General features: G+C 66.8%; 20 protein-coding genes. 9 read left to right on the top strand and 11 right to left on the bottom strand.

Features of this window, described 5'->3' with window-relative positions; genetic code table 11:
* Window positions 1–88 precede the first annotated feature (88 nt).
* From ACP7A3_RS17450 to mltG, 3 genes are all read left to right on the top strand, one after another.
* A complete protein-coding gene (locus ACP7A3_RS17450) occupies window positions 89–325 on the top strand; it encodes an acyl carrier protein (protein WP_017979028.1) in 237 nt (78 codons plus the stop codon).
* A gap of 158 nt (window positions 326–483) precedes the next feature.
* The gene (gene fabF, locus ACP7A3_RS17445) at window positions 484–1,740 is read left to right on the top strand and encodes a beta-ketoacyl-ACP synthase II (RefSeq protein ID WP_020486511.1); all 1,257 of its coding nucleotides are present in this window, start codon (window positions 484–486) and stop codon (window positions 1,738–1,740) included.
* A gap of 10 nt (window positions 1,741–1,750) precedes the next feature.
* A complete protein-coding gene (mltG, locus tag ACP7A3_RS17440; RefSeq protein WP_426254459.1) occupies window positions 1,751–2,719 on the top strand; it encodes an endolytic transglycosylase MltG in 969 nt (322 codons plus the stop codon).
* On the opposite strand, the gene ACP7A3_RS17435 is transcribed toward mltG, so the two are convergent.
* From ACP7A3_RS17435 to ACP7A3_RS17395, 9 genes are all read right to left on the bottom strand, one after another.
* Window positions 2,720–3,112, bottom strand: coding sequence for a hypothetical protein (locus ACP7A3_RS17435; protein ID WP_426254460.1), 393 nt, complete (start codon window positions 3,110–3,112; stop codon window positions 2,720–2,722).
* Window positions 3,113–3,321: 209 nt separating this feature from the next.
* A complete protein-coding gene (gene eda / locus ACP7A3_RS17430) occupies window positions 3,322–3,927 on the bottom strand; it encodes a bifunctional 4-hydroxy-2-oxoglutarate aldolase/2-dehydro-3-deoxy-phosphogluconate aldolase (protein WP_331360326.1) in 606 nt (201 codons plus the stop codon).
* Between the two features lie 16 nt (window positions 3,928–3,943).
* Window positions 3,944–4,909: a glucokinase gene (gene glk, locus ACP7A3_RS17425; RefSeq protein WP_017979023.1), complete on the bottom strand. Its 966-nt coding sequence runs from the start codon at window positions 4,907–4,909 to the stop codon at window positions 3,944–3,946.
* Between the two features lie 124 nt (window positions 4,910–5,033).
* On the bottom strand, window positions 5,034–6,845 hold the full coding sequence (gene edd / locus ACP7A3_RS17420) for a phosphogluconate dehydratase (RefSeq protein ID WP_426254461.1): 1,812 nt from the start codon (window positions 6,843–6,845) through the stop codon (window positions 5,034–5,036).
* Window positions 6,846–6,969: 124 nt separating this feature from the next.
* Complete coding sequence (pgl, locus tag ACP7A3_RS17415; protein WP_426254462.1) at window positions 6,970–7,674, bottom strand: 6-phosphogluconolactonase; 705 nt, start codon at window positions 7,672–7,674, stop codon at window positions 6,970–6,972.
* Window positions 7,675–7,883: 209 nt separating this feature from the next.
* Entirely contained in the window at window positions 7,884–9,347 is a 1,464-nt protein-coding gene (gene zwf / locus ACP7A3_RS17410) for a glucose-6-phosphate dehydrogenase (RefSeq protein ID WP_017979020.1), read from the bottom strand.
* Window positions 9,348–9,361: 14 nt separating this feature from the next.
* Window positions 9,362–10,291, bottom strand: a complete 930-nt coding sequence (gene argC / locus ACP7A3_RS17405; RefSeq protein ID WP_426254463.1) for an N-acetyl-gamma-glutamyl-phosphate reductase — start codon at window positions 10,289–10,291, stop codon at window positions 9,362–9,364.
* The gene (locus ACP7A3_RS17400) at window positions 10,288–10,677 is read right to left on the bottom strand and encodes an SH3 domain-containing protein (RefSeq protein WP_426254464.1); all 390 of its coding nucleotides are present in this window, start codon (window positions 10,675–10,677) and stop codon (window positions 10,288–10,290) included. The genes argC and ACP7A3_RS17400 overlap by 4 nt, the downstream gene beginning before the upstream one ends.
* The gene (locus tag ACP7A3_RS17395; RefSeq protein ID WP_043059634.1) at window positions 10,613–10,933 is read right to left on the bottom strand and encodes a MarR family transcriptional regulator; all 321 of its coding nucleotides are present in this window, start codon (window positions 10,931–10,933) and stop codon (window positions 10,613–10,615) included. The genes ACP7A3_RS17400 and ACP7A3_RS17395 overlap by 65 nt, the downstream gene beginning before the upstream one ends.
* 512 nt (window positions 10,934–11,445) lie before the next feature.
* Here ACP7A3_RS17395 and secG point away from each other — a divergent pair.
* Window positions 11,446–11,805, top strand: a complete 360-nt coding sequence (gene secG / locus ACP7A3_RS17390) for a preprotein translocase subunit SecG (RefSeq protein ID WP_017979015.1) — start codon at window positions 11,446–11,448, stop codon at window positions 11,803–11,805.
* 89 nt (window positions 11,806–11,894) lie between these two features.
* The gene (locus tag ACP7A3_RS17385; protein ID WP_043059633.1) at window positions 11,895–13,529 is read left to right on the top strand and encodes a CTP synthase; all 1,635 of its coding nucleotides are present in this window, start codon (window positions 11,895–11,897) and stop codon (window positions 13,527–13,529) included.
* A gap of 105 nt (window positions 13,530–13,634) precedes the next feature.
* Here the strand turns inward: ACP7A3_RS17385 and ACP7A3_RS17380 are convergent, their stop codons facing one another.
* Together ACP7A3_RS17380 and dld are read right to left on the bottom strand one after the other, a co-directional pair.
* Complete coding sequence (locus tag ACP7A3_RS17380) at window positions 13,635–14,867, bottom strand: NAD(P)/FAD-dependent oxidoreductase (protein ID WP_426254465.1); 1,233 nt, start codon at window positions 14,865–14,867, stop codon at window positions 13,635–13,637.
* A gap of 104 nt (window positions 14,868–14,971) precedes the next feature.
* Window positions 14,972–16,696, bottom strand: coding sequence for a D-lactate dehydrogenase (dld, locus tag ACP7A3_RS17375; protein WP_426254466.1), 1,725 nt, complete (start codon window positions 16,694–16,696; stop codon window positions 14,972–14,974).
* A gap of 209 nt (window positions 16,697–16,905) precedes the next feature.
* Between dld and ACP7A3_RS17370 the strand changes: the two genes are divergently transcribed.
* From ACP7A3_RS17370 to ACP7A3_RS17355, 4 genes are all read left to right on the top strand, one after another.
* Window positions 16,906–17,763, top strand: coding sequence for a protein phosphatase 2C domain-containing protein (locus ACP7A3_RS17370; RefSeq protein WP_426254467.1), 858 nt, complete (start codon window positions 16,906–16,908; stop codon window positions 17,761–17,763).
* A gap of 268 nt (window positions 17,764–18,031) precedes the next feature.
* The gene (locus ACP7A3_RS17365; RefSeq protein WP_426254468.1) at window positions 18,032–20,650 is read left to right on the top strand and encodes a TonB-dependent receptor domain-containing protein; all 2,619 of its coding nucleotides are present in this window, start codon (window positions 18,032–18,034) and stop codon (window positions 20,648–20,650) included.
* Window positions 20,651–20,747: 97 nt separating this feature from the next.
* A complete protein-coding gene (locus ACP7A3_RS17360; protein ID WP_426254469.1) occupies window positions 20,748–22,304 on the top strand; it encodes a sodium:solute symporter in 1,557 nt (518 codons plus the stop codon).
* 4 nt (window positions 22,305–22,308) lie between these two features.
* Entirely contained in the window at window positions 22,309–23,202 is an 894-nt protein-coding gene (locus ACP7A3_RS17355; RefSeq protein ID WP_426254944.1) for an N-acetylmuramic acid 6-phosphate etherase, read from the top strand.
* The last annotated feature ends 1 nt before the right edge of the window (window position 23,203 follow it).

Below are 23,203 nucleotides of genomic sequence, written 5' to 3'. Positions count from 1 at the left end.
CCTTAACAGACGCTTGCCAGCCGGACGGCCCCGTTCTACGGGCTGTCGGGAATTACTGAAAACCCCCCAACGTGAAGAGGGAATACACATGAGCGAGACCGCCGACCGCGTGAAGAAGATCGTCGTCGAGCATCTCGGCGTCGAAGCCGACAAGGTGACCGAGGACGCGAGCTTCATCGACGACCTGGGTGCCGACAGCCTCGACATCGTCGAGCTCGTCATGGCGTTCGAGGAAGAGTTCGGGGTCGAGATCCCCGACGATGCCGCCGAGAAGATCACGACCGTCAAGGACGCGATCACCTACATCGACGAGCATAAGGCGTAATCGCCTGAGGCCGGGCCTTTCGCCTCGCCTCGCGCCCGCAAGGGCATGATTGAAGCGGCTCCCCGTCCCCGTTGTGAGAGGGCGGGGGGCCGTTTTTCGTAACAGCCGGGCGCGGAACCCGCGGCCGGGGACGTACATGGACTGGATGGAGTAAGGGTATGCGGCGCGTTGTCGTAACCGGATTGGGCCTCGTGACGCCGCTCGGCGCGGACGTCGAGACGGCCTGGGCCAATCTGATCGCCGGCAAGTCCGGCGCGGGGACGATCACCCGCTTCGATACCACGGGCCAGAAATGCACGATCGCGTGCGAGGTGAAGCCCAAGGATCACGAATATGGTTTCGACCCCGACAAGCGCGTCGACCACAAGGTCCAGCGTCAGGTCGATCCGTTCATCATCTATGGCATCGACGCCGCGGGCCAGGCGCTGGAAGACGCGGGCCTCACCGAGATGGACGAGGCGACCAAGCTGCGCGCGGGCGTGTCGATCGGATCGGGCATCGGTGGCTTGCCGGGCATCGAGATCGAATCGATCAATCTGCATGAGCGCGGCCCTAGCCGGGTCAGCCCGCACTTCGTCCACGGTCGCCTGATCAACCTGATCAGCGGTCAGGTCTCGATCAAATACGGTCTGATGGGCCCGAACCACGCGGTTGTTACCGCCTGCTCGACCGGCGCGCATTCGATTGGTGACGCGGCGCGGATGATCCGTGACGACGATGCCGACATCATGCTGGCGGGCGGTGCGGAAAGCACGATCAACCCGCTGGGCGTCGCCGGCTTCGCCCAGGCGCGCGCGCTCAACATGAGCATGAACGATCGCCCGACGGAAGCGAGCCGTCCCTATGACAAGGACCGCGACGGCTTCGTGATGGGCGAGGGCGCGGGCGTGGTGGTGCTCGAGGAATATGAGCACGCCAAGGCACGCGGCGCGAAAATCTATGCTGAGGTCGTCGGCTATGGCCTGTCGGGCGACGCCTATCACGTCACCGCGCCGCACCCGGAAGGCAAGGGCGCCGAGAATGCGATGCGCATGGCGCTGCGCAAGGCGGGCATGGAGCCGTCGGACATCGATTACATCAATGCCCATGGCACCTCGACCATGGCGGACACGATCGAGCTGGCCGCGGCGAAGCGCGTGTTCGGTGACGATCTGTCGGGCGCATCGATGTCGAGCACCAAGTCGGCGATCGGGCATCTGCTCGGCGGGGCCGGTGCGGTGGAGAGCATCTTCTGCATCCTGGCGCTGCGCGACCAGATCGTGCCGCCGACGCTGAACCTGCATAACCCGGACGAGGGCACCGAGGGCGTCGACCTGGTGCCGCTGACGGCGAAGAAGCGGGAAGTGAAGGCGGTGCTGAACAATTCGTTCGGCTTCGGCGGCACCAATGCGTCGCTGGTCATGAAGGCGATCTGAGCCACGTACGATGCGCAAGGTCGGCTGCCTCGGTCTGCTGCTCGGGCTCGTCGCGATCATCGCGGCGGTCGTCGTCGTGCGCAGCTGGGGCGGCAGCGGCCCGGCGCAGCGGACGGTGACGGTGCAGGTGGCGGAGGGCAGCAGCCTTGCCGCCGCCGCGCGGGAATTGGAGCGGGCCGGGGCGATCCCCTCCGCCGGCCGCTTCCGCCTGTTCGCCCGCGTGTTCGGGGCGGATGGCTCGATCAAGGCGGGCGAATATCGCATCCCGCCGCACACCAGCCAGGCCGATATCCTGAAGATGCTGCAGGGCGGCAAGGTGCTCCAGCGCCTCGTCGTCGTGCCGGAGGGCTATCCGTCGGTGCTGGTGCATGACGCGCTCGCCAAGGCGGATGGCCTGACCGGCAGCGTGCCGGTGCCCGCCGAAGGATCGGTGCTGCCCGACAGCTACGCCTTCCAGCGCGGTGACACCCGCGCGTCGGTGGTCGCGCGCATGCAGACGGCGATGAAGACGTATCTCGCCCAGGCCTGGGCGAAGCGGAAGCCCGGCATTGCGGTGACGACGCCCGAACAGGCGATCATCCTCGCCTCGATCGTCGAGAAGGAAACCGGCAAGCCGTCCGAACGGCGCATGGTCGCCGCGGTCTATGGCAACCGGCTGAAGCGCGGCATGCCGTTGCAGGCGGACCCGACCGTCATCTATCCGATCACCAAGGGGCGGCCGCTGGGCCGGCGGATCCTGCGCAGCGAATTGCAGGCGAAGAACGGCTATAACACCTATGCCGAGGTGGGGCTGCCGGCCGGGCCGATCGCCAATCCGGGGCGGGCGTCGATCGATGCGGTACTCGATCCGGCGCAGTCCAACGCGCTGTACTTCGTCGCGGACGGGACCGGTGGCCATGTGTTCGCCGACACGCTGGCCCAGCACAATGCCAATGTGCAGAAATGGTACGCGATCCGCCGCCAGCGCGGCGAGATGTGATCAGGCGGGGGTAAGCTCTTGCGGGGTGGTGGCAAGCTGCGCCGCCAGCCAGTCTCGTGCCGCCGTCTCGTCGAGGAAGATCGCCGCTGCGGTGGTGCCGAGCGAGCGTTCCGCCTGTAATTTGACGAGCATGGCAGAGAACAACAGGCAGACTGGCCGCTCCTGACTGCTCGCCCGGCCGATGACGTTCGCGAAGCCCTCGGCCAGCGCGCCGGTCTGTACCTGATAGTCGCGGCAATCGACGAAGACGCCATAGCGGCCATAGCGGCGGGCTTGTCCGACGCTGCGCGCGGTCACCTCGTCGACGAAGGCCGCCAGAACCGGCGGTGTCCAGAAGCCTTGGAGCCGTATCGTGAAGACGCGGGCCTGTTCGTCGAAGGCGAAGGTGTACATGCCCTTCACCCTGCACCGATGGGATGGACGATCGGTTAAACTAGCGGCGGGATTCGATCATCGTGATGCCGATTGCCCCGTCGAAATGGCCCCGGCGAAGGGGCGGCTGTGGCGCGCGATATCATCGTGGCGGACGGGGACCGGGGCGGCCGTTACGCACAGCGATGCCGGGACGGGCCCGGCATCGCTGCTGGCGTTTGTGATAGGCCTCAGCGCCGCAATGCGCTCGCCGCGCGGGCCTTGGCTTCGACGTCCGCCATGCTGCCGCCCGTGACCCAGCTGCCGCCGACGCACAGGACGGGGTCGAACGCCAGCCAGTCGGGCGCAGACGCTTCGGTGATGCCGCCGGTGGGGCAGAAGCGGCACTGGTAGAAGGGCGCGGCGAGGGCCTTCAGCGCCTTCAGCCCGCCGCTGGTTTCGGCGGGGAAGAATTTGAAGTGCGTGAGGCCGAGATCGAGCCCGCGCATGATGTCGCCGGCCGTGGCGGTGCCGGGCAGATAGGCGACGCCAGCATCCAAGATCGGGCGCGCGAGCCGTTCGGTGAGGCCGGGCGAAACGATGAATTCGACGCCGGCATCGATCACCGCCTTGGCCTGCGCTTCGTTGACGACGGTGCCCGCGCCGACGATCGCGCCGGGCACGGTCTTCATCTCGGCGATCGCCTCCATCGCGGCGGGGGTGCGCAGCGTGACCTCGAGAACGCGCAGGCCCCCGGCGACGAGCGCTTCGGCCAGTGGCTTGGCGGTGGCGGCGTCGTCGATCACCAGCACCGGGATGACGGCGCTGGTCTGCATGATGGTGGCGATATCGGTCATGCTGGATGCTACCTTTTTATGCGTGTTCTTGGGCGAAGGCGGCCGCCGCGCCGAACAGGCCGGGCTGCGGATGGGTGATGAGCTTGACGGGGATCCCCGCCATCAGCGTCTGGAACCGCCCTTTGGCGACGAAGCGCTGGTCGAAACCGGAGCGGATCAATTTGTCCTTGATGCGCAGGCCCAGGCCGCCGGCGATGACCACGGCCTTGGCACCATGGGCGAGCGCGAGGTCGCCTGCCACCGCGCCCAGCGACAGGCAGAACCGATCGAGCGCGGCGAGTGCGATCGAATCGGTGCCGTCCAGCGCCTCGGTCCAGATCGCCTTGTCGTCGAGGTTCGGCACCGCGCGGCCTTCCAGCGCGGCAAGCGTTTCGTAGATCGCGACGATGCCGGGGCCGGAGCAGATGCGCTCGGTCGACACGCGGGTGAACTGGCGGCGCAGGCGCTTGACGAAGGCGTCTTCGATCCCGTCGAGCGGGGCATAATCGACATGGCCGCCTTCGGTGGCGAGGACGTGATAGCGATCGGAGGTTTTGAACACCTGCGCGACGCCGAGGCCGGTGCCCGGGCCGCAGACCGTGGTCACGCCCTGTTCGGGCAGGGCCAGGTCGGGGCCGCAGAGATGTTCGAAGTCTTCCGCGGGCAACTGGGCCACCGCGTGGCCGACCGCGCCGAAATCGTTGATGACGGTGTAGATGTCCGCGCCAAGCCGTTCGGGGATCAGCGAGGGACGAATCACCCAGGGATTGTTGGTCAGGCGGATGATGTCGCCGGTGATCGGCGAGGCGACCGACAGCGCCGCCGCCTTGGGCAGCGGCGTGCCGTGGATCGAGGCGAAATGCTGCCATGCGGTCTGCAAGCTGGCGTGTTCGGCGGTCTTCAGCGTCACCGGCTCGCCGAGCGACACGACGCGGCCGTTCTCCACCTCCGCGATGGCGAAGCGGGCGTGGGTGCCGCCGATGTCTACGCTGACCAATTGCATTGCGTTTCCTCTCTTATCGTTCCGACCCGCCCTCACCCTGTCACCGGCTTCGCCGTCTCTTGCCTCTCCCGATGGGAGAGGGAGGGGGCACGCAGTGCCGGATGGGTGAGGGCAGCTACGTTCGTTACAATCCCGCCGCTGCGAGCATCCCCGACGCGCCCTTTTCGGCTTCGTCGGCGAGGCCGCGGAACATGCCGAACAGCTCACGGCCCATGCCCGTCGCCGCGCCCGGCGCGTCGCAGAGCGGGCGCTCCAGCCATTCGGCCGGGTCGACCAGGGCATCGAGCGTGCCGTTCACCGCGTCGACGCGGATGATGTCGCCATCGCGGATCTTGCCGATCGCGCCGTTGCCCAGGGCCTCGGGCGAACAGTGGATCGCGCACGGCACCTTGCCGCTGGCGCCCGACATGCGGCCGTCGGTGACCAGCGCGACCTTAAAGCCGCGGTTCTGGAGCACGCCGAGCGGTGGGGTGAGCTTGTGGAGTTCGGGCATGCCGTTGGCGCGCGGGCCCTGGAAGCGGACGACGACGACGACGTCCTGCTCCAGCTCGCCGCGCTTGAAGGCTTCGAGCACGTCGAGCTGGTCGTGGAAGACGCGTGCGGGCGCCTCGATCACCCAACGCTCGCGATCGACCGCCGACACCTTGATGCAGGCGCGGCCGATGTTGCCGGCGAGGATGCGCATGCCGCCGTCGGGCGAGAAGGCCTCTGCCACGGGGCGCAGGATGCTGGTGTCGCCGCTGTCGCCGACCGGCTCCCACGCCAGCTGATCGTCGGCGATGACCGGCTTCTGCGCATAAGCGGCGAGGCTGTCGCCGCTGACCGTCGTGATGTCGCCATGCAGCAGACCGGCCGAGAGCAGTTCGCGGATGACGAAGGGCATGCCGCCCGCCGCTTCGAATGCGTTCACGTCGGCCGAACCGTTGGGATAGACGCGCGCGATCAACGGCACCGCCTGGCTGAGGCGATCGAAATCCTCCCAGTCGATGACGATGCCCGCGGCACGCGCGATGGCGGGGACGTGGAGCAGGTGGTTGGTCGAACCGCCGGTGGCGAGCAGGCCGACCGCGGCGTTCACGATCGCGCGTTCGTCGACGCAATGGCCCAGCGGACGATAGTCGTCGCCGCGCCAGCCCATGCCGGCGAGGCGATGCACCGCAGCGCGGGTCAGCTCCTGGCGCAGCTTGGTGCCCGGATTGACGAAGGCGGCGCCGGGCATGTGCAGGCCTATCACCTCCATCATCATCTGGTTGGTGTTGGCCGTGCCGTAGAAGGTGCAGGTGCCCTTCGAATGATAGGCCGAAATTTCGGCGTCGAGCAGTTCCTCGCGGCCGGCCTTGCCCTCCGCATAGGCTTCGCGCACCGCGGCCTTCGCCTTATTGGGTAGGCCCGAGGGCATCGGACCGCCGGGGATCAACACCATCGGCAGGTGGCCGAAGCGCAGCGCCCCCATCAGCAGGCCCGGAACGATCTTGTCGCAGATGCCGAGCAGCGCCGCGCCTTCGAACGTGCCGTGGCTGAGCGCGATCGCCGTCGACAGCGCGATCGTGTCGCGGCTGAACAGCGACAGCTCCATGCCCGGATAGCCCTGCGTCACGCCGTCGCACATCGCCGGTACGCCGCCGGCGACCTGTGCCGTCGCGCCGACCTCGCGCGCCCAGACCTTCATGAGTTCGGGATAGCGGTAGTAGACCGCGTGTGCGGACAGCATGTCGTTGTACGCGGTGACGATTCCGATGTTCATCGCCTGGCCGGCGCGCATCGTGTCGCGGTCTTCCTCGGTTCCGGCATAGGCGTGGGCGAGGTTGGCACAGCCGAGCTGCGGGCGACGCGCGCCATTGTCCCGCTCGCGCTCGATCAACGACAGATAGGCGGCGCGGCTGTCCTTCGACCGGGCGATGATGCGGTCGGTGACGGCGGAAACTTCGGGGTTCATGGCGCGGGTTCCTGGGGAGGGGTGGGGCGCGGGTGATCCCTCTATACCGTTCGCCCTGAGCTTGTCGAAGGGCGGTGGGTCTCACCGTGCTTCGACAGGCTCAGCACGAACGGTAGGAGGGAGTTTACGGCGCCCAGTGGATGTCGACGGGCAGCTCGGCATCGGCGAGGACGCGGCCGATCGGATAGGGCGACGACGGGCCCTGCTCAATCGCCTGTTCCAGCACCTTGCGCTTGTCCTTGCCGGTCAGCGCGATCATCAGCGCGCGCGCCGTGACGATGCCCTGGCGGCTGAGCGTGACGCGGGCGACCGGCGCCTCGGGCGGCAGCGGATCGGGCATCACGCCCAGCATGCGGCGTTCCTTGGGGCCGTTCAGCGCCTCGTCGAAATCGGGGCCCGGGAAGATCGAGGCGGTATGCCCATCGCCACCCATGCCGAGCAGGCACAGGTCGAGCGGCCAGTGCAGGTCCTGCATCAGCGCATCGGCGGAGCGGCCGGCGGACTTATAATCCTCGGTCTGCTTGGGCACGATCGGGATGACGCGCGCGCCCTTGGGAATGAACAGCTTGCCGAGCTGCGTCACGTTCGACAGCGGGTCGCCGAGCGGCACGATGCGCTCGTCGCCCGGTACGATCGTCACGCGCTTCCAGTCGAGCTTGGCGCTCGCGAGCTTTTCATAGGCCGGGAAGGGGGTCTTGCCGCCGGCGAGCGCGATGACGGCGGAGCCGCGCGCGTCGATCGCGCTTTCGATGTCGAACTGGATGTCGCCGGCGATCGCGTCCGCGAGTTCACCCGCGTCGTCATACTCCCACCATTCGATCTCGGTCATGGGTACAGCCTTTTCATGTCGGCGCGCGGGGCTCGCTTAGCGGAGTAGCCCACGCAAGGTAAGTGCCCCCGCATACGCATGGGGGACAGAAATGTTCGCGTAAGTACTTCGTCACCCCGGCCTTGAGCCGGGGTCCCGCTTTTTGGCTATCACGTAGGACTGCGAAAGGAAGCGGGACCCCGGCTCAAGGCCGGGGTGACGAAAGAGCCTCAATCGTCCTGCCAGGTTACGCCGTCGCGTTCGGTCAGCGCGATCGCGCCCGCGGGGCCCCAGGTGCCGGCGGCATAATGCTTGGGCTTGGTCTGGTTCGCATCCCAGCCGGCGCGGATCGCGTCGATCCAGGTCCATTGCGCCTCCACCTCGTCGCGGCGGACGAACAGCGTCTGATCGCCTTCGATCAGGTCGAGCAGCAGGCGTTCATAGGCGATGCGGCGACGCGTGCCGGCGAATTCGGCATCGAGACTGAGGTTCAGCGGCACCTCGCGCAGGCGCAGGCCGTCGCGGTCTAGGCCCGGCTCCTTGGTCATCACCAGCAGCTGGATATATTCCTCCGGCTGCAGGCGGATCACCAGCGTGTTGGGCTGCAGCACGCCGCCGCGGCCCGAGAACATCGAATGCGGCACGGGCTTGAACTGGATCGCGATCTCGCTGCGGCGCTTGGCCATGCGCTTGCCGGTGCGCAGGTAGAAGGGCACGCCCTGCCAGCGCCAATTGTCGATATGCGCCTTGATCGCGACGAAGGTCTCGACATTGCTGTCATAGCCCAGTTCGTCGTCATAGCCCTTGACGACCTTGCCGCCGACCGCGCCTTCTTCATACTGGCCGGTGACGGTGCATTGCGGCACCTGCTCGGGCGTGATCTTGCGCATGCTGCGGAAGACCTTGGCCTTTTCGTCGCGGATCGCGGTGCCGTCGTACAGCGCCGGCGGCTCCATCGCGATCAACGCGACCAGCTGGAGCATATGGTTGGCGACCATGTCGCGCAGCGCGCCCGCGCCTTCGTAATAGCCGGCGCGATCCTCCAGACCCACCGTTTCGGCGATGGTGATCTGGACGTTGTCGATCCCCTGCGCGTTCCAGATCGGCTCGAACATCGAATTGCCGAAGCGCAGCGCGAGGATGTTCTGGACGGTTTCCTTGCCCAGATAATGGTCGATGCGGAACGTCCGCTCTTCGGGGAAGGCGCTGGCGACGGTGTCGTTGATCTCCTTCGACGAGGCGAGGTCGTAGCCCAGCGGCTTTTCGAGCGCGATGCGCACGGTCGGCCCGGTCAGTCCGACCTTCTCGAGGCCCTGCACGGCCGATTCGAACAGCGAGGGCGCGGTCGAGAGATAGATGGCGAGGCCGCCCGACACGTCGCCGATCTTGTCGGCGAGCGGTTGGAAGCTGTTGGGGTCGGACAGATCGGCAGGCTGGAACTGGATGCGCTGCATGAAGGTGCCGAGCGCGCTTTCGTCCTTGCGGTCGGCGGGTAGGAATTCGTCGAGCGCCTTCTTCACGACGTCGCGATAGCCATCGTCGTCCATGTCGCCGCGCGCGGAGCCGGTGATCGTCAAATCCTTGGGCAGCAGGCCGTCGGCGTGCAGGCCATATAACGACGGCAGCAACATGCGCTTGGCGAGGTCACCGGTGGCTCCGAACAGGAGCAGCTTGCCGACGGGATTGCGCTGCATGACGATCCTTTACGTTACAGGATGAGGCCGGCGAGCGGATCGAGCCCGGCCATGATGTTGAGGTTCTGCACCGCCGCGCCGCCCGCGCCCTTGCCGAGATTGTCGAGCGTCGCGATCAGCCGGACGTGGCCGGTGCCGGGGTTGCCGCAGACGCGCAACGTCATGCGATCGGTGCCCGCATTCTCCTCGATGGCGATCGCGGTGACGTCGCCCGACGCGACCGAAATGAGCGCGCTGTTTGCATAGGCCGCAGCCAGCGTGTCCTCGATCTGCGCGATGCTGGGGCTGCCCGGCAATTGCGCGAGCGGCAGCGGCACTTCGGACAGCATGCCGCGATTAAGCCGCGTGACCGACGGCGCAAAGATCGGCGGGTGGGCGAGGCCGGCGTGCGTTTTCATCTCGGGGAGATGCTTGTGCGCGAGGGTGAGGGCGTAGACCCGAAACGCCGTGTCGGTGCCGCCCTCTTCGAACTCGGCGATCATCGCCTTGCCGCCGCCCGAATAGCCCGAGGTGGCGTTATAGGTCAGCGGCCAGTCGGCGGGGACAAGGCCGGCGCGGATGAGCGGGGCGATGAGCGCGAGGAACGCGGTGGGGTAGCAGCCGGGGTTGGAGACGCGCGGGGACTGCGCGATCCGGTCCGCCTGGCCTGCGTCGAGTTCGGGGAAGCCATAGGCCCAGCCCGTCGCGACCCGATGCGCCGACGAGGCATCGATGATCCGCGCGCCACCGTCGCGGACCAGCGCCGCGGCTTCCTTCGCAGCCTCGTCGGGCAGGCAGAGGATCGCGAAATCGGAGTCGTTCAGCGCCTCGGCCCGCGCGGCGGCGTCCTTGCGGCGTGCCTCATCGAGCGTGACGATCGTGAGGTCGCTGCGCCCGCTCAGCCGTTCGCGGATGTCGATGCCGGTGGTGCCGACCGCACCGTCGATGAAGACCGAGACGCTCATGCCGCGTCATCCTGCGGCACGGCGATATCCAATGCGGTGCGGTCGACATAGCCGACGAGGTTCTGCGCCGTGGCGCGGCCCCAAGCGTGGTTGCCGGCAAGCTCCAGCACGTCGAACGTGTCGCCGACGGAGAGCTCGGCGATCTGATCGCTGAGGTTGCGATCACCGAACAGTCCGACTGCGCGTGAGACGACGGTGACCATCGGCGCGGCATAATGGGGCGCGAAAACCTGTTCGGCGAGGCGGACGTCGGCCAGATCGCCGCGAACGGCGTGGGTGCGCGGATCGAGATCGACCGAGGGGCCGGTCAGCGCAAAGGCTTTACGCGAGGGCCGGTTGACGTGCGTGTGATTCGCCGTCGCCGAGGAATTGCCCGAACTCTTCAAGAAACTCTGCCCCTTCGGATGTACGTGCGACGAAGATATTGCGCTTGTCGCTGTCGTCACGCTGACGGCGCAGATAGCCGAGGGCGCCTAGCCGATTCAAGGCGCGCGTGACGACGGGCTTCGACACGTTGAGCGCCCGGGCCAGGCCACGCACCGTATGCGGGCCAGGATTGAGGTAAACGAGGAGGAGCAGTGCCATCTGCCGGTTGGTGAGATCGGGCTCGCCCGACCGCACGTAATCCACCAGGGCGCTCATCCACGTCGCGAGTGATTGCGCGGCTGTTCCCACGTGCAAATATCCGTTTCTGCGCCATTTTCGGGCTTTGTTTCGGGGTCATAACGCCGCGGTGCGGTGGTGGTTTCCGGGAAATGAACGGTGGGCGGAATAAACGAGGCGGGGGTTGGCGTGTCGGCGCTTATGCCACCTCAGCCGTCATTGCCGCGGAGGCGGGAATCCATAACCGCTACCGTTATTTATGGAGTCGAAGCGGTAGCGCGTCTGGATCCCCGCCTGCGCGGGGATGACGGTTGGAGGCGAGGTGTCGTCCACCGCAAACACTCCGTCACCGCGGACTTGTTCCGGGGTCCGCCGGGCCGCAGGGGCAGCTCCCGAACCTCTTGCCGACCCCCAATCCCCAGGTGGACACCGGAACACGGCTGGGGTGAAGGTTGGCAGGCGAGGCGCCCACACCCCATCCCCACGCCGGTTGATCGTTCGGCGCGCCTCGCCTATGTGCGCGCCTTCATCCGTTTTTCCCAAGGTCGTCGATGTTCACCTTCCTCCTCGTCGTTCATGCCATCATCGCCGCCGCGCTCGTGACGGTGATCCTGATGCAGAAGTCGGAAGGCGGCGGCCTCGGCATGGGCGGCAGCCCGTCGGGCCTGATGTCGGCGCGTGGCGCGGCGGATTTCCTGACCCGCATGACCTCGATCCTCGCGACGGTGTTCGTCTGCATGTCGATCGCGCTCGCCTTCATCGCGGCGCACCGTCAGACGCAGACGATCGACACCTCTCTCGCCCGTCCGCTTCCTGCGGCGCCGGCTCCGGCGGCCCAGCCGCTCGCACCGGCGCAGGATGCGGTGCCCAATGCGCCGGCCGATAACGGCGCGGTGCCGCTGCAGCGTTAAGCCGCACAACGTTTCGTCGTAAATCGCGCGCGGGAGACCCCCGCGCGCTCTTGTCGTTTGCCCCCCATCCAAGCTAGGCGATTCCTCCCATGGCGCGGTACATCTTCATCACCGGCGGCGTGGTTTCGTCGCTCGGCAAAGGCCTTATGGCGGCCTCTCTCGCAGCTCTGCTTCAGGCACGCGGCTATCGCGTCCGGATCCGGAAGTTCGATCCCTATCTCAACGTCGATCCGGGCACGATGAGCCCGTATCAGCACGGCGAGGTCTATGTGACCGACGACGGCGCAGAGACGGACCTCGACCTCGGCCACTATGAACGCTTCACCGGCGTCGCGAGCCGCCAGTCGGACAACGTCACCTCCGGCCGGATCTACAAGACGATCATCGAGCGCGAGCGTCGCGGCGACTATCTCGGCGCGACGGTGCAGGTGATCCCGCACGTCACCGACGCGATCAAGGCGTTCGCGCGCGCGGAAACCGACGACCTCGACTTCGTGCTTTGCGAGATCGGCGGCACGGTCGGCGATATCGAATCGCTGCCGTTCATCGAGGCGATCCGCCAGCTGCGCAACGAAGAAGGCCGCAACAACGCGATCAGCATCCACGTGACGCTGGTGCCGTACATCGCCGCCGCGGGCGAGCTGAAGACCAAGCCGACGCAGCATTCGGTGCGCGAACTGGCCGCCCTGGGCGTGCAGCCCGACGTGCTGGTCTGCCGCTGCGAACAGCCGCTGCCGCCGTCGGAGCGGGCCAAGATCGCGCTATTCTGCAACGTCCCCGAAACCGCGGTCATCCCCGCGCTCGACGCCAAGAGCATCTATGCGGTGCCGATGCAGTATCACGGCGAGGGTCTGGATGCGGAGGTGCTGCGCGCCTTCGGCATCACGCCGTCGTCGGCCCCCGATCTGTCGCGCTGGAGCGACATCATGGATCGCCTGACCAACCCGGAGGGCGAGGTGACGGTCGGCGTCGTCGGCAAATATGTCGGCCTGCAGGACGCCTATAAGTCGCTCAACGAAGCGCTGGTTCACGGTGGCATCGCCAACCGCGTGAAGGTCAACGTCCGTTGGATCGACGCCGAACTGTTCGAGAATGACGACAGCGAGATCGTGAGCCAGCTCGAACCGTGCGACGCGATCCTCGTCCCCGGCGCGTTCGGTGAGCGCGGCGCGGAGGGCAAGATCAAGTCGGTGAAGTTCGCTCGCGAGCGCGAAATCCCCTATTTCGGCATCTGCTTCGGCATGCAGATGGCCTGCGTCGAAGGCGCGCGCGATACCGCGGGCATCGCCAATGCCTCGTCGACCGAATTCGGCCCGACGAACGAGCCGGTGGTCGGCCTGATCACCGAATGGATGGGGCGCGACGGGCTGGAGCAGCGCGAGGCGTCGGGCGACATGGGCGGCACGATGCGGCTCGGCGCCTATGAAGCCGCGCTCGACGGCAACAGCGTCGTTGCGTCGATCTACGGCGGCACGACCATTCAGGAACGCCATCGTCACCGCTACGAGGTGAACACCCACTATAAGGACGCGCTGGAAAAGGGCGGCCTGGTGTTCAGCGGCATGTCGCCCGACGGCACGCTGCCCGAGATCGTCGAGCGCCCCGATCACCCCTGGTTCGTCGGCGTGCAGTTCCACCCGGAGCTGAAGAGCAAGCCCTTCGACCCGCACCCGCTGTTCGCCAGCTTTATCGCCGCCGCGGTGAAGCAGAGCCGATTGGTGTGATGTGTCAGCCCTCCCCCGGTATGGCCGGGGGAGGGTTTTGCGTTTCGGGATGTCGGTCCCGCCGCCGGCGCGTTAGTCGGCGGCAGGGTTCGCTTCGGAAGCGGCTCAGGCCGTCAGCAGCGTCTTCAGCGGGATGTCGGTTTGCGCCAGTGTCGCGGCATCGGCGGCGGTGCGGGCGACCACCAGCGCGCGTCCCTGCACGTAATCCTTCACGCTGTTGATTGCGTCGATCGCGATCACCTGCCCGTCCTTGAGATAGATGGCGCTGAAGCTGCGTGAGGCGGGATCGCCGCGCACCACCACCTGATCGTGCCCGGTCGACAGGCCGACGGTCTGCAACTTCAGGTCATACTGGTTCGACCAGAACCAGGGGACGGCGTCATAGGGTTCGGCCGCGTCATGGATCGCGTGGGCGACGGTGCTGGCCTGATCGTTGGCGTTCTGCACCGATTCCAGTCGGATGACGGCGCCGTCCGCATAGGGATTGGGGTGGGCGGCACAGTCGCCGATCGCATAGACGTCGGGCAGGGTGGTGCGGCACATGGCATCGACGATCACGCCGTTGCCGCACGCCGCGCCGGCCGCCTGGAGCGGTGCGATCGCCGGGATGATGCCGATGCCGACGATCACCATGTCGCACGGCACCACTTCCCCGTCCGCCAGCCGCACGCCGGAGGCGGCGCCGTCCGTGCCCTCGATACACTCCACCGCACAGCCCAGGCGGATGTCGACGCCATGCGCGCGATGCTCCGCTTCGAAGAACCGCGACACCGCTTCGCCCGCGACACGCGCCAGCACCCGGTCAAGCGCTTCGATCAGGGTGACGGACTTGCCGAGCTTCGACAGAACCGCGGCGGCTTCCAGACCGATATAGCCGCCGCCGATGACGACGACGCGATTGGTGTCGTCCAGCTCCGCCATCATGCGATCGACATCGGCGCGGGTGCGCACGGCATGGACGCGGGCGAGATCATGGCCCGGGCAGGTCAGCCGGCGGGGCGCACCGCCGGTCGCCCAGATCAGCGTGCCATAGCCGATGCTGTCGCCATCCTCGCGTGTGATGGCATGACCAACCGGATCGATCGCCGTCACGCGCTGCCCCAGCAGCATTGTCACTTCGCGTTCGCGCCAGAAGCTTTCGGGGCGCAGCAGCAGGCGATCGAACGATTTGTCGCGCGCCAGATAATCCTTGCTGAGCGGGGGGCGTTCGTAGGGCAGCTCGGGCTCGTCACCGATGATCGCGATCGTCCCAGCAAAGCCACGCTGGCGTAGCGCGATGGCGGCTTGCGCGCCGGCATGGCCCGCCCCGACGATCACAATGTCGAACCTGTCGCTCATTCCCGAAATCCCTCGCCTATTCCGAACACGTGCTTATGGTTTGATGGACCATAGGGTGCGGTGCCAGAAAAGCGACGGGTTGTCATGACCCGTCCATATCGATCCTAAAGCTTGGCGCGTTTGTGATCACCGCCGTCACTGTCGGCCCAGTGCCGCGTGCGGGGCGTTTGGCCGATCCCTGGATTCAACTGATTCCGGGGGTCTATATCGCGATAGAATTCCGCCAGTTGAGTTGGCGCGACGTAGAGGTGGCCGACATTGTGTTCGGCGGGATATTGGGCGCCGCGCGCGTCGAGTAGCGCCCAGAGTGCATGTTCGAAGGCGAGGGGATCGTTGCCGCGTCGGACGATATAATCCTGATGAAAGACGTGGCAGAAGAAATGGCCGTAATAGAGCGTGTGGATCACCTGATCGGCCAGCGCTGGCGGCAGGTTCTCGACCCAGGCCTGCGCATTGCGCGGCAGCGCGACGTCGAGCGCGACGATGTCGGCGACCTCGCCGGTATGGACCGCCCGATATCGGACGGCAGCCCCCGCCACCACGAACCGGTGGAGAAAGGCCTTGGCGCTGTCCGACGCGTTGCATTCCCGATGGTCGCCCACGGCATCACCCGGAAACAGCCGCGCCAGCAGCGCGCGGGTCTCGGCGCGCTGATCGCTCGACACCTTCAGGATCAGGTGATGCGCAAAAAGATCGCGATAGGCGCGCATCCAGCCGGGCAGGTGATCGGGCATGAACCGCGCCGACCATTGCATCAGGCGGTCGCCCAGCCCCTTCGACATGCGATCCGCGACCGCATCGAACCGGGCCTTGGCGGCTAGGAGGGCAGGGAGCCGATGCGTGCCGAGCCGCTCGATAGCGAGAAACGTGTCGCGACCATATCGATCCGCGACGTCGAAGGCGGTCCGGTGGATATATTCGCCCGCGATCGGCAGCCGGTCGAAGTCACGCAGCATCGTTCGGCGCAGGTCGGTCAGCCGATCGGGATCGTTGGTGCCGATATAGAAGGTCGCGCTATCCTCTTCGCGCGCGAAGGTATCGAGGCGCACCGCGAAGACGATCAGCTTCCCCGCGCTGCCCGACGCTTCGAACAGGCACCGTGGGTCGGCGTTGAAGCGGGCGGGTATGTCGCTGTCGATCGCGCGGACATGCTCGGCATAGCTGTGGTCGTGCGCCCAGCGATCGGTGGTGGCCTCGACATCTGCTTCGGTGAAATCGCCGGTGTCGAGCCGCGACAGGATCGTGTCCGGATCGTCGCCGAGCGCGATGCCGAGATGATTGACCAGTTTGAGGCTGCCGTCCGGTTGCACGGCGGCGAACAGGGCGAGCTGCGTATAGGCGGGGCCGCGCCGGATCAGCGATCCCCCCGAATTGTTGCAGACGCCGCCGACGACCGACGCGCCGAAGCAGGACGATCCGATCACCGAATGCGGTTCCCGACCATAGGGTCGCAGCGTCTGTTCGAGCGCGTGCAGCGTCGCGCCCGGCAGGCACACCACCTGCTCGCCGCCCCGGATCACGCGCAGCCGGGACAACCGGGTGGTGCTGATGATGACTAAACCGCCCGGATAATCGTCGCCGTCGGGTGTCGAGCCGCCGGTCAGCCCGGTATTCGATGCCTGCATGATGATCGAGACATCAGCGGCGACGCAGGCCTGCGCGACGCGCCACAGCTCCACCAACGTGGCCGGCTGCACGACCGCGATCGCCGGTCCGTCGCCGGTCCTGTATCCCTTGCGGAACCGCGCCGTGGCGCGCGGGCTGGTGAGCAGGTGACGCCCGCCCACGATGGCGCGCAGCGTCGCCAGGAGCGCCTCGGTGTCGGTCATGGCCGTGACGCCGGGGTCATTGCGTTTGGAGACTCTGGTCGGTCATCGCATCCCTTCCATCCACCCGGCCGATGTATGACGGATGTCAGCGCACATTTCCATCATACGAGTAGATACCAGTCCGGTACGGCGTGCAAGTGGCATCATATTGGTTTGCGCGTCGGATGCGGAGTTGGTAGCCTCTTGCGCGCACGGACTTGGAGCATCTCATGTTGAGGATCGACGTCGCGCTGTCCGATGGGCAGGGCCCTGTCAACGAGGACGCGATCGGTCATCATGGCAACGCCGCCTGGGTGATCGATGGCGCCACCGGCATCGGCCCGTCGATACTGGACGCGCCGAGCGACGCGGCATGGCTGGCCCAGACCGCCAACCGGCTGCTCGCCGAAGCACTTGCTCAAGATCCCGACTGCCCCACGATCGCGCTGCTGCGCACCGTCATGACGCAATGCGCCGAAGCGCTGGCGCGGGTGCAATTGCGCGCGGATGTCGATTCCTGCGATCTTCCCTCGGCCGCCTTCGCCATGGTTCGCATCATCGACGACGCGGTCGAGATCACCAGCCTTGCCGATTGCCGCGTGGCGGCGGTCGATGAGATGGGCGCGGCGCGATTGTACGGCGCGTCCGACCTCGAGATCGTCGAGGGGCGGACATTGGCGGCCTTGAAGGCGATCTACGACGCGGAGCCGACGATCGATCCCGATGCGCTGAAGTTGCGACTGTTGCCCGGATTGCGCGCCAATCGCTGCCTGAAGAATTGCCAGGGCGGCTATTGGGTCTTCGGGCCAGAGGCCGCGGCGGCGGACCATGTCTGGCAGGCGAGGCTTCCCTTGCAGCCCGGGCAGCGCTTCGCGATCACGAGTGACGGTTTCCTGCGTCTCGTCGAACTGTTCGGCATCGCGACGCCCGCCGATCTGCTGGCGATCGCCACGCCGGACGAGGCGCAGGCGTGGCTGGCACGATTGCGTGACATCGAGCGCGAGCCGGACTCCTTACGCCGTCACACCCGGGTCAAGCGGCGCGACGACGCCAGTCTGATCGTCTGTAGCTGGGACGTTCCGAGCTGACGCCGATCCCTGCCATAATACCAATATGCAATACCACATCTTTACAGGCATAAGACAGGTATGCATTATCCCCCCCCTAGCCAGCGTCTCGCCGGGTCCCATGATGACCGGGCAGCGGCGCCGGGTTCGGGTTCAAGGGAGGGACTCCATCATGGTGACGTCGTACCGACATACCGTAGCCGTCGCGGCTCTGGCCATCGCCCTCGCGCAGGTGCCTGGTGTGGCGCACGCGCAGACCGCTCCCGCAGCGACGGACCCGAGCGGGCCCGTGACAGGCGACGACATCGTGGTGACGGGCACGCGGATCGCGATCCCCGGCCTGACCAGCAGCAGCCCCGTCGCATCGACCGGCGAGGAGCAGATCAAGCTGCAATCCGCGCTGACGATCGAGGATTTCTCGACCAAGATCCCGCAGCTGTCGGGCGGCGTGCGCCAGGGTTCGCAGGGGAGCGATGCGTTCGGGGCGCAGGTGCTGGAGCTGCGCAACTTCGGCCAGAGCCGGTCGCTGGTGCTGATCGACGGCACGCGTGCGGCGCCGTTCAGCTTCCGCAACTCGGTCGACGTCAATGCCATCCCCGCCTCGCTCATCAAGCGCGTCGACGTGCTCACTGGCGGTGCCGCCGCGGTCTATGGCGCGGATGCGGTCGCGGGCGTCGTCAACTTCATCCTGAACGACGATTACAAGGGCCTGCGCGGAACGGCGACCAGCCGCCTGTCGGTCCATGGCGGCGCGCAATATGGCGCCTCGCTGATGATGGGCACCGGCATCGGCGATGCCGGCAATCTGGTGATCGCGGCGGACTATACGCAGCGCGATGGCGTGCGGGCCGGGCAGCGCGACTGGGCGGCGACGCCCAATCAGACGATCCCCAGCATCGGCGGCGTCTTCACCGATGTCGCCAGCGGCCGACGCTTCGGCTTTACCGACGATGGCACGTTCACGACCAGCCCGTCCGCCACCTCGAACATCTCGGCGAGCTATCCGCTGATCTCGCCGCTCCGCCGCATCAACGTCGCCGCGCTCTACAAATATGCGATCACGCCGCAGATCGAACTGTACGGCCGGGCGATGTTCACCAATGCGCGGACCGAAGAGACCGGTACGCCCGGCGCGGCGCCCGCTTCGGTCAGCCGCACCGTCGGGATCAGCGCCACCAATCCGTTCCTGACCGACGCGATCCGCAACCAGCTGACCTTCGTCAACGGCGTTGCGCAGGTGAACGTCTCGCGCTCGCTCGCCGAGCTGGGCCTCATCACCTATGCGACCGAACGCAACACATTGCAGTTCCAGTCGGGTCTGCGCGGGCCGCTGACCGATGCGATCCGGTGGAACGTCTATGCGCAATATGGCCGCTCGACCGAATCGTCGCTGATTTCGGGCGACGGGCTCGTCACCAATGCGGCGGGCGCCAACAATTTCGCCTCGATCGTCAACACCGTGAACATCTTCGGCCCGCGCCAGCCGGGCCTCGCCGCAGCGCTCGGCAGCCCGATCAACGGCTTCGATCGCAAGCGCGACCAGTTCGTCACCGCGGCGACGATCAGCGGCAGCCTCGCCGACCTGTTCGCGCTGCCCGCCGGGCCGATCGGCTTTGCCGTCGGCGTCGAATATCGCCGCGAGACCGCGAGCATCACGCAGGACAGCGCGCTGCTGACCGGCAACACCTATCGCCAAGGCGTGCAGGCGGCATATAGCGGCGCGTTCGACGTGCGCGAACTGTACGGCGAAGTGCTGGTGCCGCTGATCCACGACACGCCGTTGATCCGCAGGCTGTCCGTGGGCGGCGCGTATCGCCTGTCGGACTATAACCTGTTCGGCACGCACGGGACGTGGAAGGTCGAGGGCAATTGGGAGGTGGATCGCAACCTGCGGCTGCGCGGCACCTATCAGCGCGTGCTGCGCACCCCCAATTTCGGCGAATTCGCCGCCACCACCTCATCGCTGCCGTTCAGCAGCCTCGTCACCGTTGATCGGCTGAAGCCGCGCTACGGCGGCGATCCGTGCGTGATCGGCACGGGCGATGCGGCGCAGTGCAAGCGGTTCGGCGCGCCGGCGGTGGGCTCGACCAATTCGAATGCCGCCAGCTACCTGACGGGCAATTATTATTATGGCGGCAACCCCGCGATCCAGCCGGAGACGGGCTATACGACGACCGCGGGCGCGGTGTTCACGCCGACGTTTATCCCCGGGTTGAACGTCACGGTCGACTATTACAATCTCGACCTGCGCGGCGCGGTGGGCGTGATCCAGCCGATCGCGGCGATCACCAGCTGCTACATCACCAATCCGACCGCGGGTAATCCGCTGTGCGGCCTGGTCACGCGCAATCCGAACGGCAGCTTTGCCGACGCCTTCGTCAACAACCAGAATCTCGGCCGGCTGCTGCAACGCGGCTTCGACATTTCGGCGGCCTATACGCTGCGCGGTGACTGGCTGCCGGGCAGGGGGCTGCGCGCCAGCTATCAGGGCAATATCGTCACGTCGTATCTGATCCAGGCGAACCCGACCGTGTCGGCAGTGCAGTGCAAGGGCACGTTCGGCGCCACCTGCTCGAGCGACGGGACCACGCTGGTCCAGCCCGCCTACCGTCACACCGCGGGAATCGGCGTGCTGCTCGACAAGGGCGTGATCCAGTTCGACTGGCAGCGCATCGGCAAGGTCCGGTCGAGCACGGTCGGATCGACGGAGGTGATCAAGGCGCAGGACACGTTCGACCTGTCGGCCTCGTACGACTTCACCGACAGGGTGACGATGAGCGCGGGCGTCTACAATCTGTTCGACCGCAACCCGCCGCGCGTGTCGTCTGGCGGCGTCTTCAACACCTTCCCCGACACGTACGACATTCTGGGCCGGACGATCGGCGTTTCGCTGACCGCGCATCTGTGATCGCCCGGCATCGCGATCGCACCCGCCCGATCGACGGGGCGGGCGGGCCGTCCATCGGCTGCGGACACCCGGTCCAACGCAAGCGGAGCACGGCTCGATGATGTTGCCCTTTTCTGTTGCCGACTGGCTCGTCATCGCGGCCTATCTGCTGTTGCTGGTCACGGGCGGATGGATATTCACCCCGCGCAAGACCGAGTCCGCGCACGATTACTTCCTGGCCGGCGGCAACGTTCCCGCGTGGCTGGCGGCGCTGTCGGTCCTGTCGGCGACCCAGTCGGCCGCGACGTTCCTGGGCGGGCCGGATTACGGCTATCGCGGCGACCTGACCTATCTGACCGGCAATATCGGCGGGCTGATCGGTGCGATCTTCGTCGCCCATGTGCTGATCCCGCGCTTCTACGCCATCCGCGCGACGACCGCCTATGAGTTGCTGACGCTGCGCTTCAGCGAACGGGCGACGCGCTGGGCGGGCGGCATGTTCCTGATCGGGCGCGTCTTTGCCGGGGGCGCGCGCGTGTATCTTGCCGCGATCGCGCTGGCGATGGTCGTCACGGGCAGCGTCGGGGCGCAGGGGATCATGATCGCGGCGGCCGCTCTCATCGTGGCGAGCGTCGCCTTCACCTTCGTCGGCGGCCTGAAATCGGTGCTGTGGAACGACCTGATCCAGTTCATCGTCTACGTCGGGTCGGCGGTGGCGGTGGTCGTGTTCCTGCGCCTGTCGATCCCGGCGTCCAACGCCCAGATCCTGCACGCGCTGGCGCATACGCCGGAAGGCGTCGACAAGCTGCGTCTGTTCGATTTTTCGTTCGATCTGTCGCGGCCGTTTTCGATGCTGGCGATCGTGACCGGCATCGCGCTGCTCTACATCGCGAATGCGGGCATGGATCAGGACACCACGCAGCGCCTGCTGTCGTGCAAGGACGCGAAGACGGGCGCGCGCAGCCTGTACCTGTCCGTTCTGGCGACGGTGCCGACGGTCGGCATGTTCATCGTGATCGGCCTGCTGCTCTATATCTTCTACAACCGCCCGGACCTGATGGGCGGCACCGGTGCCGTCGCGGCCAGCCAGTTCGGCGGCGAGAAGATCAGCATCTTCATGCATTACATCCTCACCGAATTGCCCGGCGGTCTGCGCGGTCTGGTGACGATTGGCATATGCGCCGCCGCGGTCGCGACGACCAATTCCGCGCTCAACGCGATGTCGTCGGTGCTGGTGCAGGACTTCTACCGCCCCTGGCGCGATCGGCGCGGGCCGGTGGAGGAGCATCATTTCGTCCAGGCCGGGCGCGCGGGCATGGGGGTGATCGGCTTTGCGATGTTCCTGATGGCGGTCGCGTCCTATTATTGGCAGCGCCACAGTTCGATGGGCCTGCTGGAGTTTGCGTTGCAGGTGATGGTGTTCAGCTATGCGGGGTTGCTGGGCGTCTATTTCACCGCGGTCTTCACCACCCGCGGCACGACCGGATCGGCGATCGCCGCGCTGCTGATCGGCTTTGTCACGATCGTGTTGCTGCAACCCGCTATCGCCAAGGCGATCGGTCTGCCGCTGGTCCTCACCGGCCTGTCCTTTCCGTTTCAGCTGTGTCTGGGAACGGCGGTCGCCTTCCTGGTCTGCGCCGCGCCCGCCGGCCCGGCATCGCATCGAGGTCGTTGATATGATGAACACCGAAGCGCTCGATCCCCGGTTCCTGGAACTCGACCTGTGGCCGACCCAGTCTGCCGTCGAGGCGATGCTGGAGGGGCAGATGGCGGCGATCGCGGCGCTCCAGTCGCAGGTCGCGGCGATCGCGGATGCGGCGGAAGCGGCCGCGGCGCGGCTGGAGCATGACGGGCGGCTGATCTTCGTCGGGGCGGGCACATCGGGCCGGTTGGCGGTTCAGGACGGGACGGAGCTTCATCCGACCTTCGGCTGGCCGATGGATCGCCTCGTCTTCCTGATGGCGGGCGGCATGGGCGCGCTGACGGAAGCGCGCGAAGGGGCGGAGGACGATGTCGAGGCCGCGCACCGCGACATCGATGCCTGCGGCCTTACCGCGTCCGACGTCGTCATCGGCGTCGCTGCCAGCGGGCGGACGCCCTATACCGTCGCCGTGATCGAACGCGCGCGGGCGCTGGGCGCGTTGACGATCGGCATCACCAACAATCCCGATATGCCGCTCAGCGAGCGGGCCGAGCACGTCATCGTCGCCGACACTGGCAGCGAAGTTCTGGCCGGATCGACGCGGATGAAGGCGGGCACCGCGCAAAAGGCGGTGCTGAACCTGCTGTCGACCGCGGTGATGCTGCGGCTCGGCCTCGTCTATCGCGGGCGCATGGTGGCGATGCGCGTCTCCAATGCGAAGCTCTTGGTACGGGCGCGCCGCATGGTGCAGGACCTTGCTGGCGTCGATGCCGAGGTCGCCGCGCGCGCGCTCGACCTGGCGGACAACGACATTCGGCTGGGCATCGTCATCGCCATGGGGATCCCGGTCGAGACGGCGGCGCAGCTGCTCGACGCCCATCGCGGCAGCCTGCGCGACGTCCTGCACGCCATCGGCAAGCGGGAGGCGTAAC

The organism is Sphingomonas sp. DC5200-1 (genome assembly GCF_049897245.1).
In the GTDB taxonomy this organism is placed as follows: domain Bacteria; phylum Pseudomonadota; class Alphaproteobacteria; order Sphingomonadales; family Sphingomonadaceae; genus Sphingomonas; species Sphingomonas aquatilis.
This window is presented reverse-complemented; position numbering and strand designations above follow the sequence as displayed.

Excerpts from the sequence above, each read along its gene's own strand:
- ACP7A3_RS17450 (WP_017979028.1), top strand. The coding sequence starts at position 89 with ATGAGCGAGACCGCCGACCGCGTGAAGAAGATCGTCGTCGAGCATCTC.
- fabF (WP_020486511.1), top strand. The coding sequence starts at position 484 with ATGCGGCGCGTTGTCGTAACCGGATTGGGCCTCGTGACGCCGCTCGGC.
- mltG (WP_426254459.1), top strand. The coding sequence starts at position 1,751 with ATGCGCAAGGTCGGCTGCCTCGGTCTGCTGCTCGGGCTCGTCGCGATC.
- ACP7A3_RS17435 (WP_426254460.1), bottom strand. The coding sequence starts at position 3,112 with ATGTACACCTTCGCCTTCGACGAACAGGCCCGCGTCTTCACGATACGG.
- eda (WP_331360326.1), bottom strand. The coding sequence starts at position 3,927 with ATGACCGATATCGCCACCATCATGCAGACCAGCGCCGTCATCCCGGTG.
- glk (WP_017979023.1), bottom strand. The coding sequence starts at position 4,909 with ATGCAATTGGTCAGCGTAGACATCGGCGGCACCCACGCCCGCTTCGCC.
- edd (WP_426254461.1), bottom strand. The coding sequence starts at position 6,845 with ATGAACCCCGAAGTTTCCGCCGTCACCGACCGCATCATCGCCCGGTCG.
- pgl (WP_426254462.1), bottom strand. The coding sequence starts at position 7,674 with ATGACCGAGATCGAATGGTGGGAGTATGACGACGCGGGTGAACTCGCG.
- zwf (WP_017979020.1), bottom strand. The coding sequence starts at position 9,347 with ATGCAGCGCAATCCCGTCGGCAAGCTGCTCCTGTTCGGAGCCACCGGT.
- argC (WP_426254463.1), bottom strand. The coding sequence starts at position 10,291 with ATGAGCGTCTCGGTCTTCATCGACGGTGCGGTCGGCACCACCGGCATC.
- ACP7A3_RS17395 (WP_043059634.1), bottom strand. The coding sequence starts at position 10,933 with ATGAGCGCCCTGGTGGATTACGTGCGGTCGGGCGAGCCCGATCTCACC.
- secG (WP_017979015.1), top strand. The coding sequence starts at position 11,446 with ATGTTCACCTTCCTCCTCGTCGTTCATGCCATCATCGCCGCCGCGCTC.
- ACP7A3_RS17385 (WP_043059633.1), top strand. The coding sequence starts at position 11,895 with ATGGCGCGGTACATCTTCATCACCGGCGGCGTGGTTTCGTCGCTCGGC.
- ACP7A3_RS17380 (WP_426254465.1), bottom strand. The coding sequence starts at position 14,867 with ATGAGCGACAGGTTCGACATTGTGATCGTCGGGGCGGGCCATGCCGGC.
- dld (WP_426254466.1), bottom strand. The coding sequence starts at position 16,696 with ATGACCGACACCGAGGCGCTCCTGGCGACGCTGCGCGCCATCGTGGGC.
- ACP7A3_RS17370 (WP_426254467.1), top strand. The coding sequence starts at position 16,906 with ATGTTGAGGATCGACGTCGCGCTGTCCGATGGGCAGGGCCCTGTCAAC.
- ACP7A3_RS17360 (WP_426254469.1), top strand. The coding sequence starts at position 20,748 with ATGATGTTGCCCTTTTCTGTTGCCGACTGGCTCGTCATCGCGGCCTAT.
- ACP7A3_RS17355 (WP_426254944.1), top strand. The coding sequence starts at position 22,309 with ATGAACACCGAAGCGCTCGATCCCCGGTTCCTGGAACTCGACCTGTGG.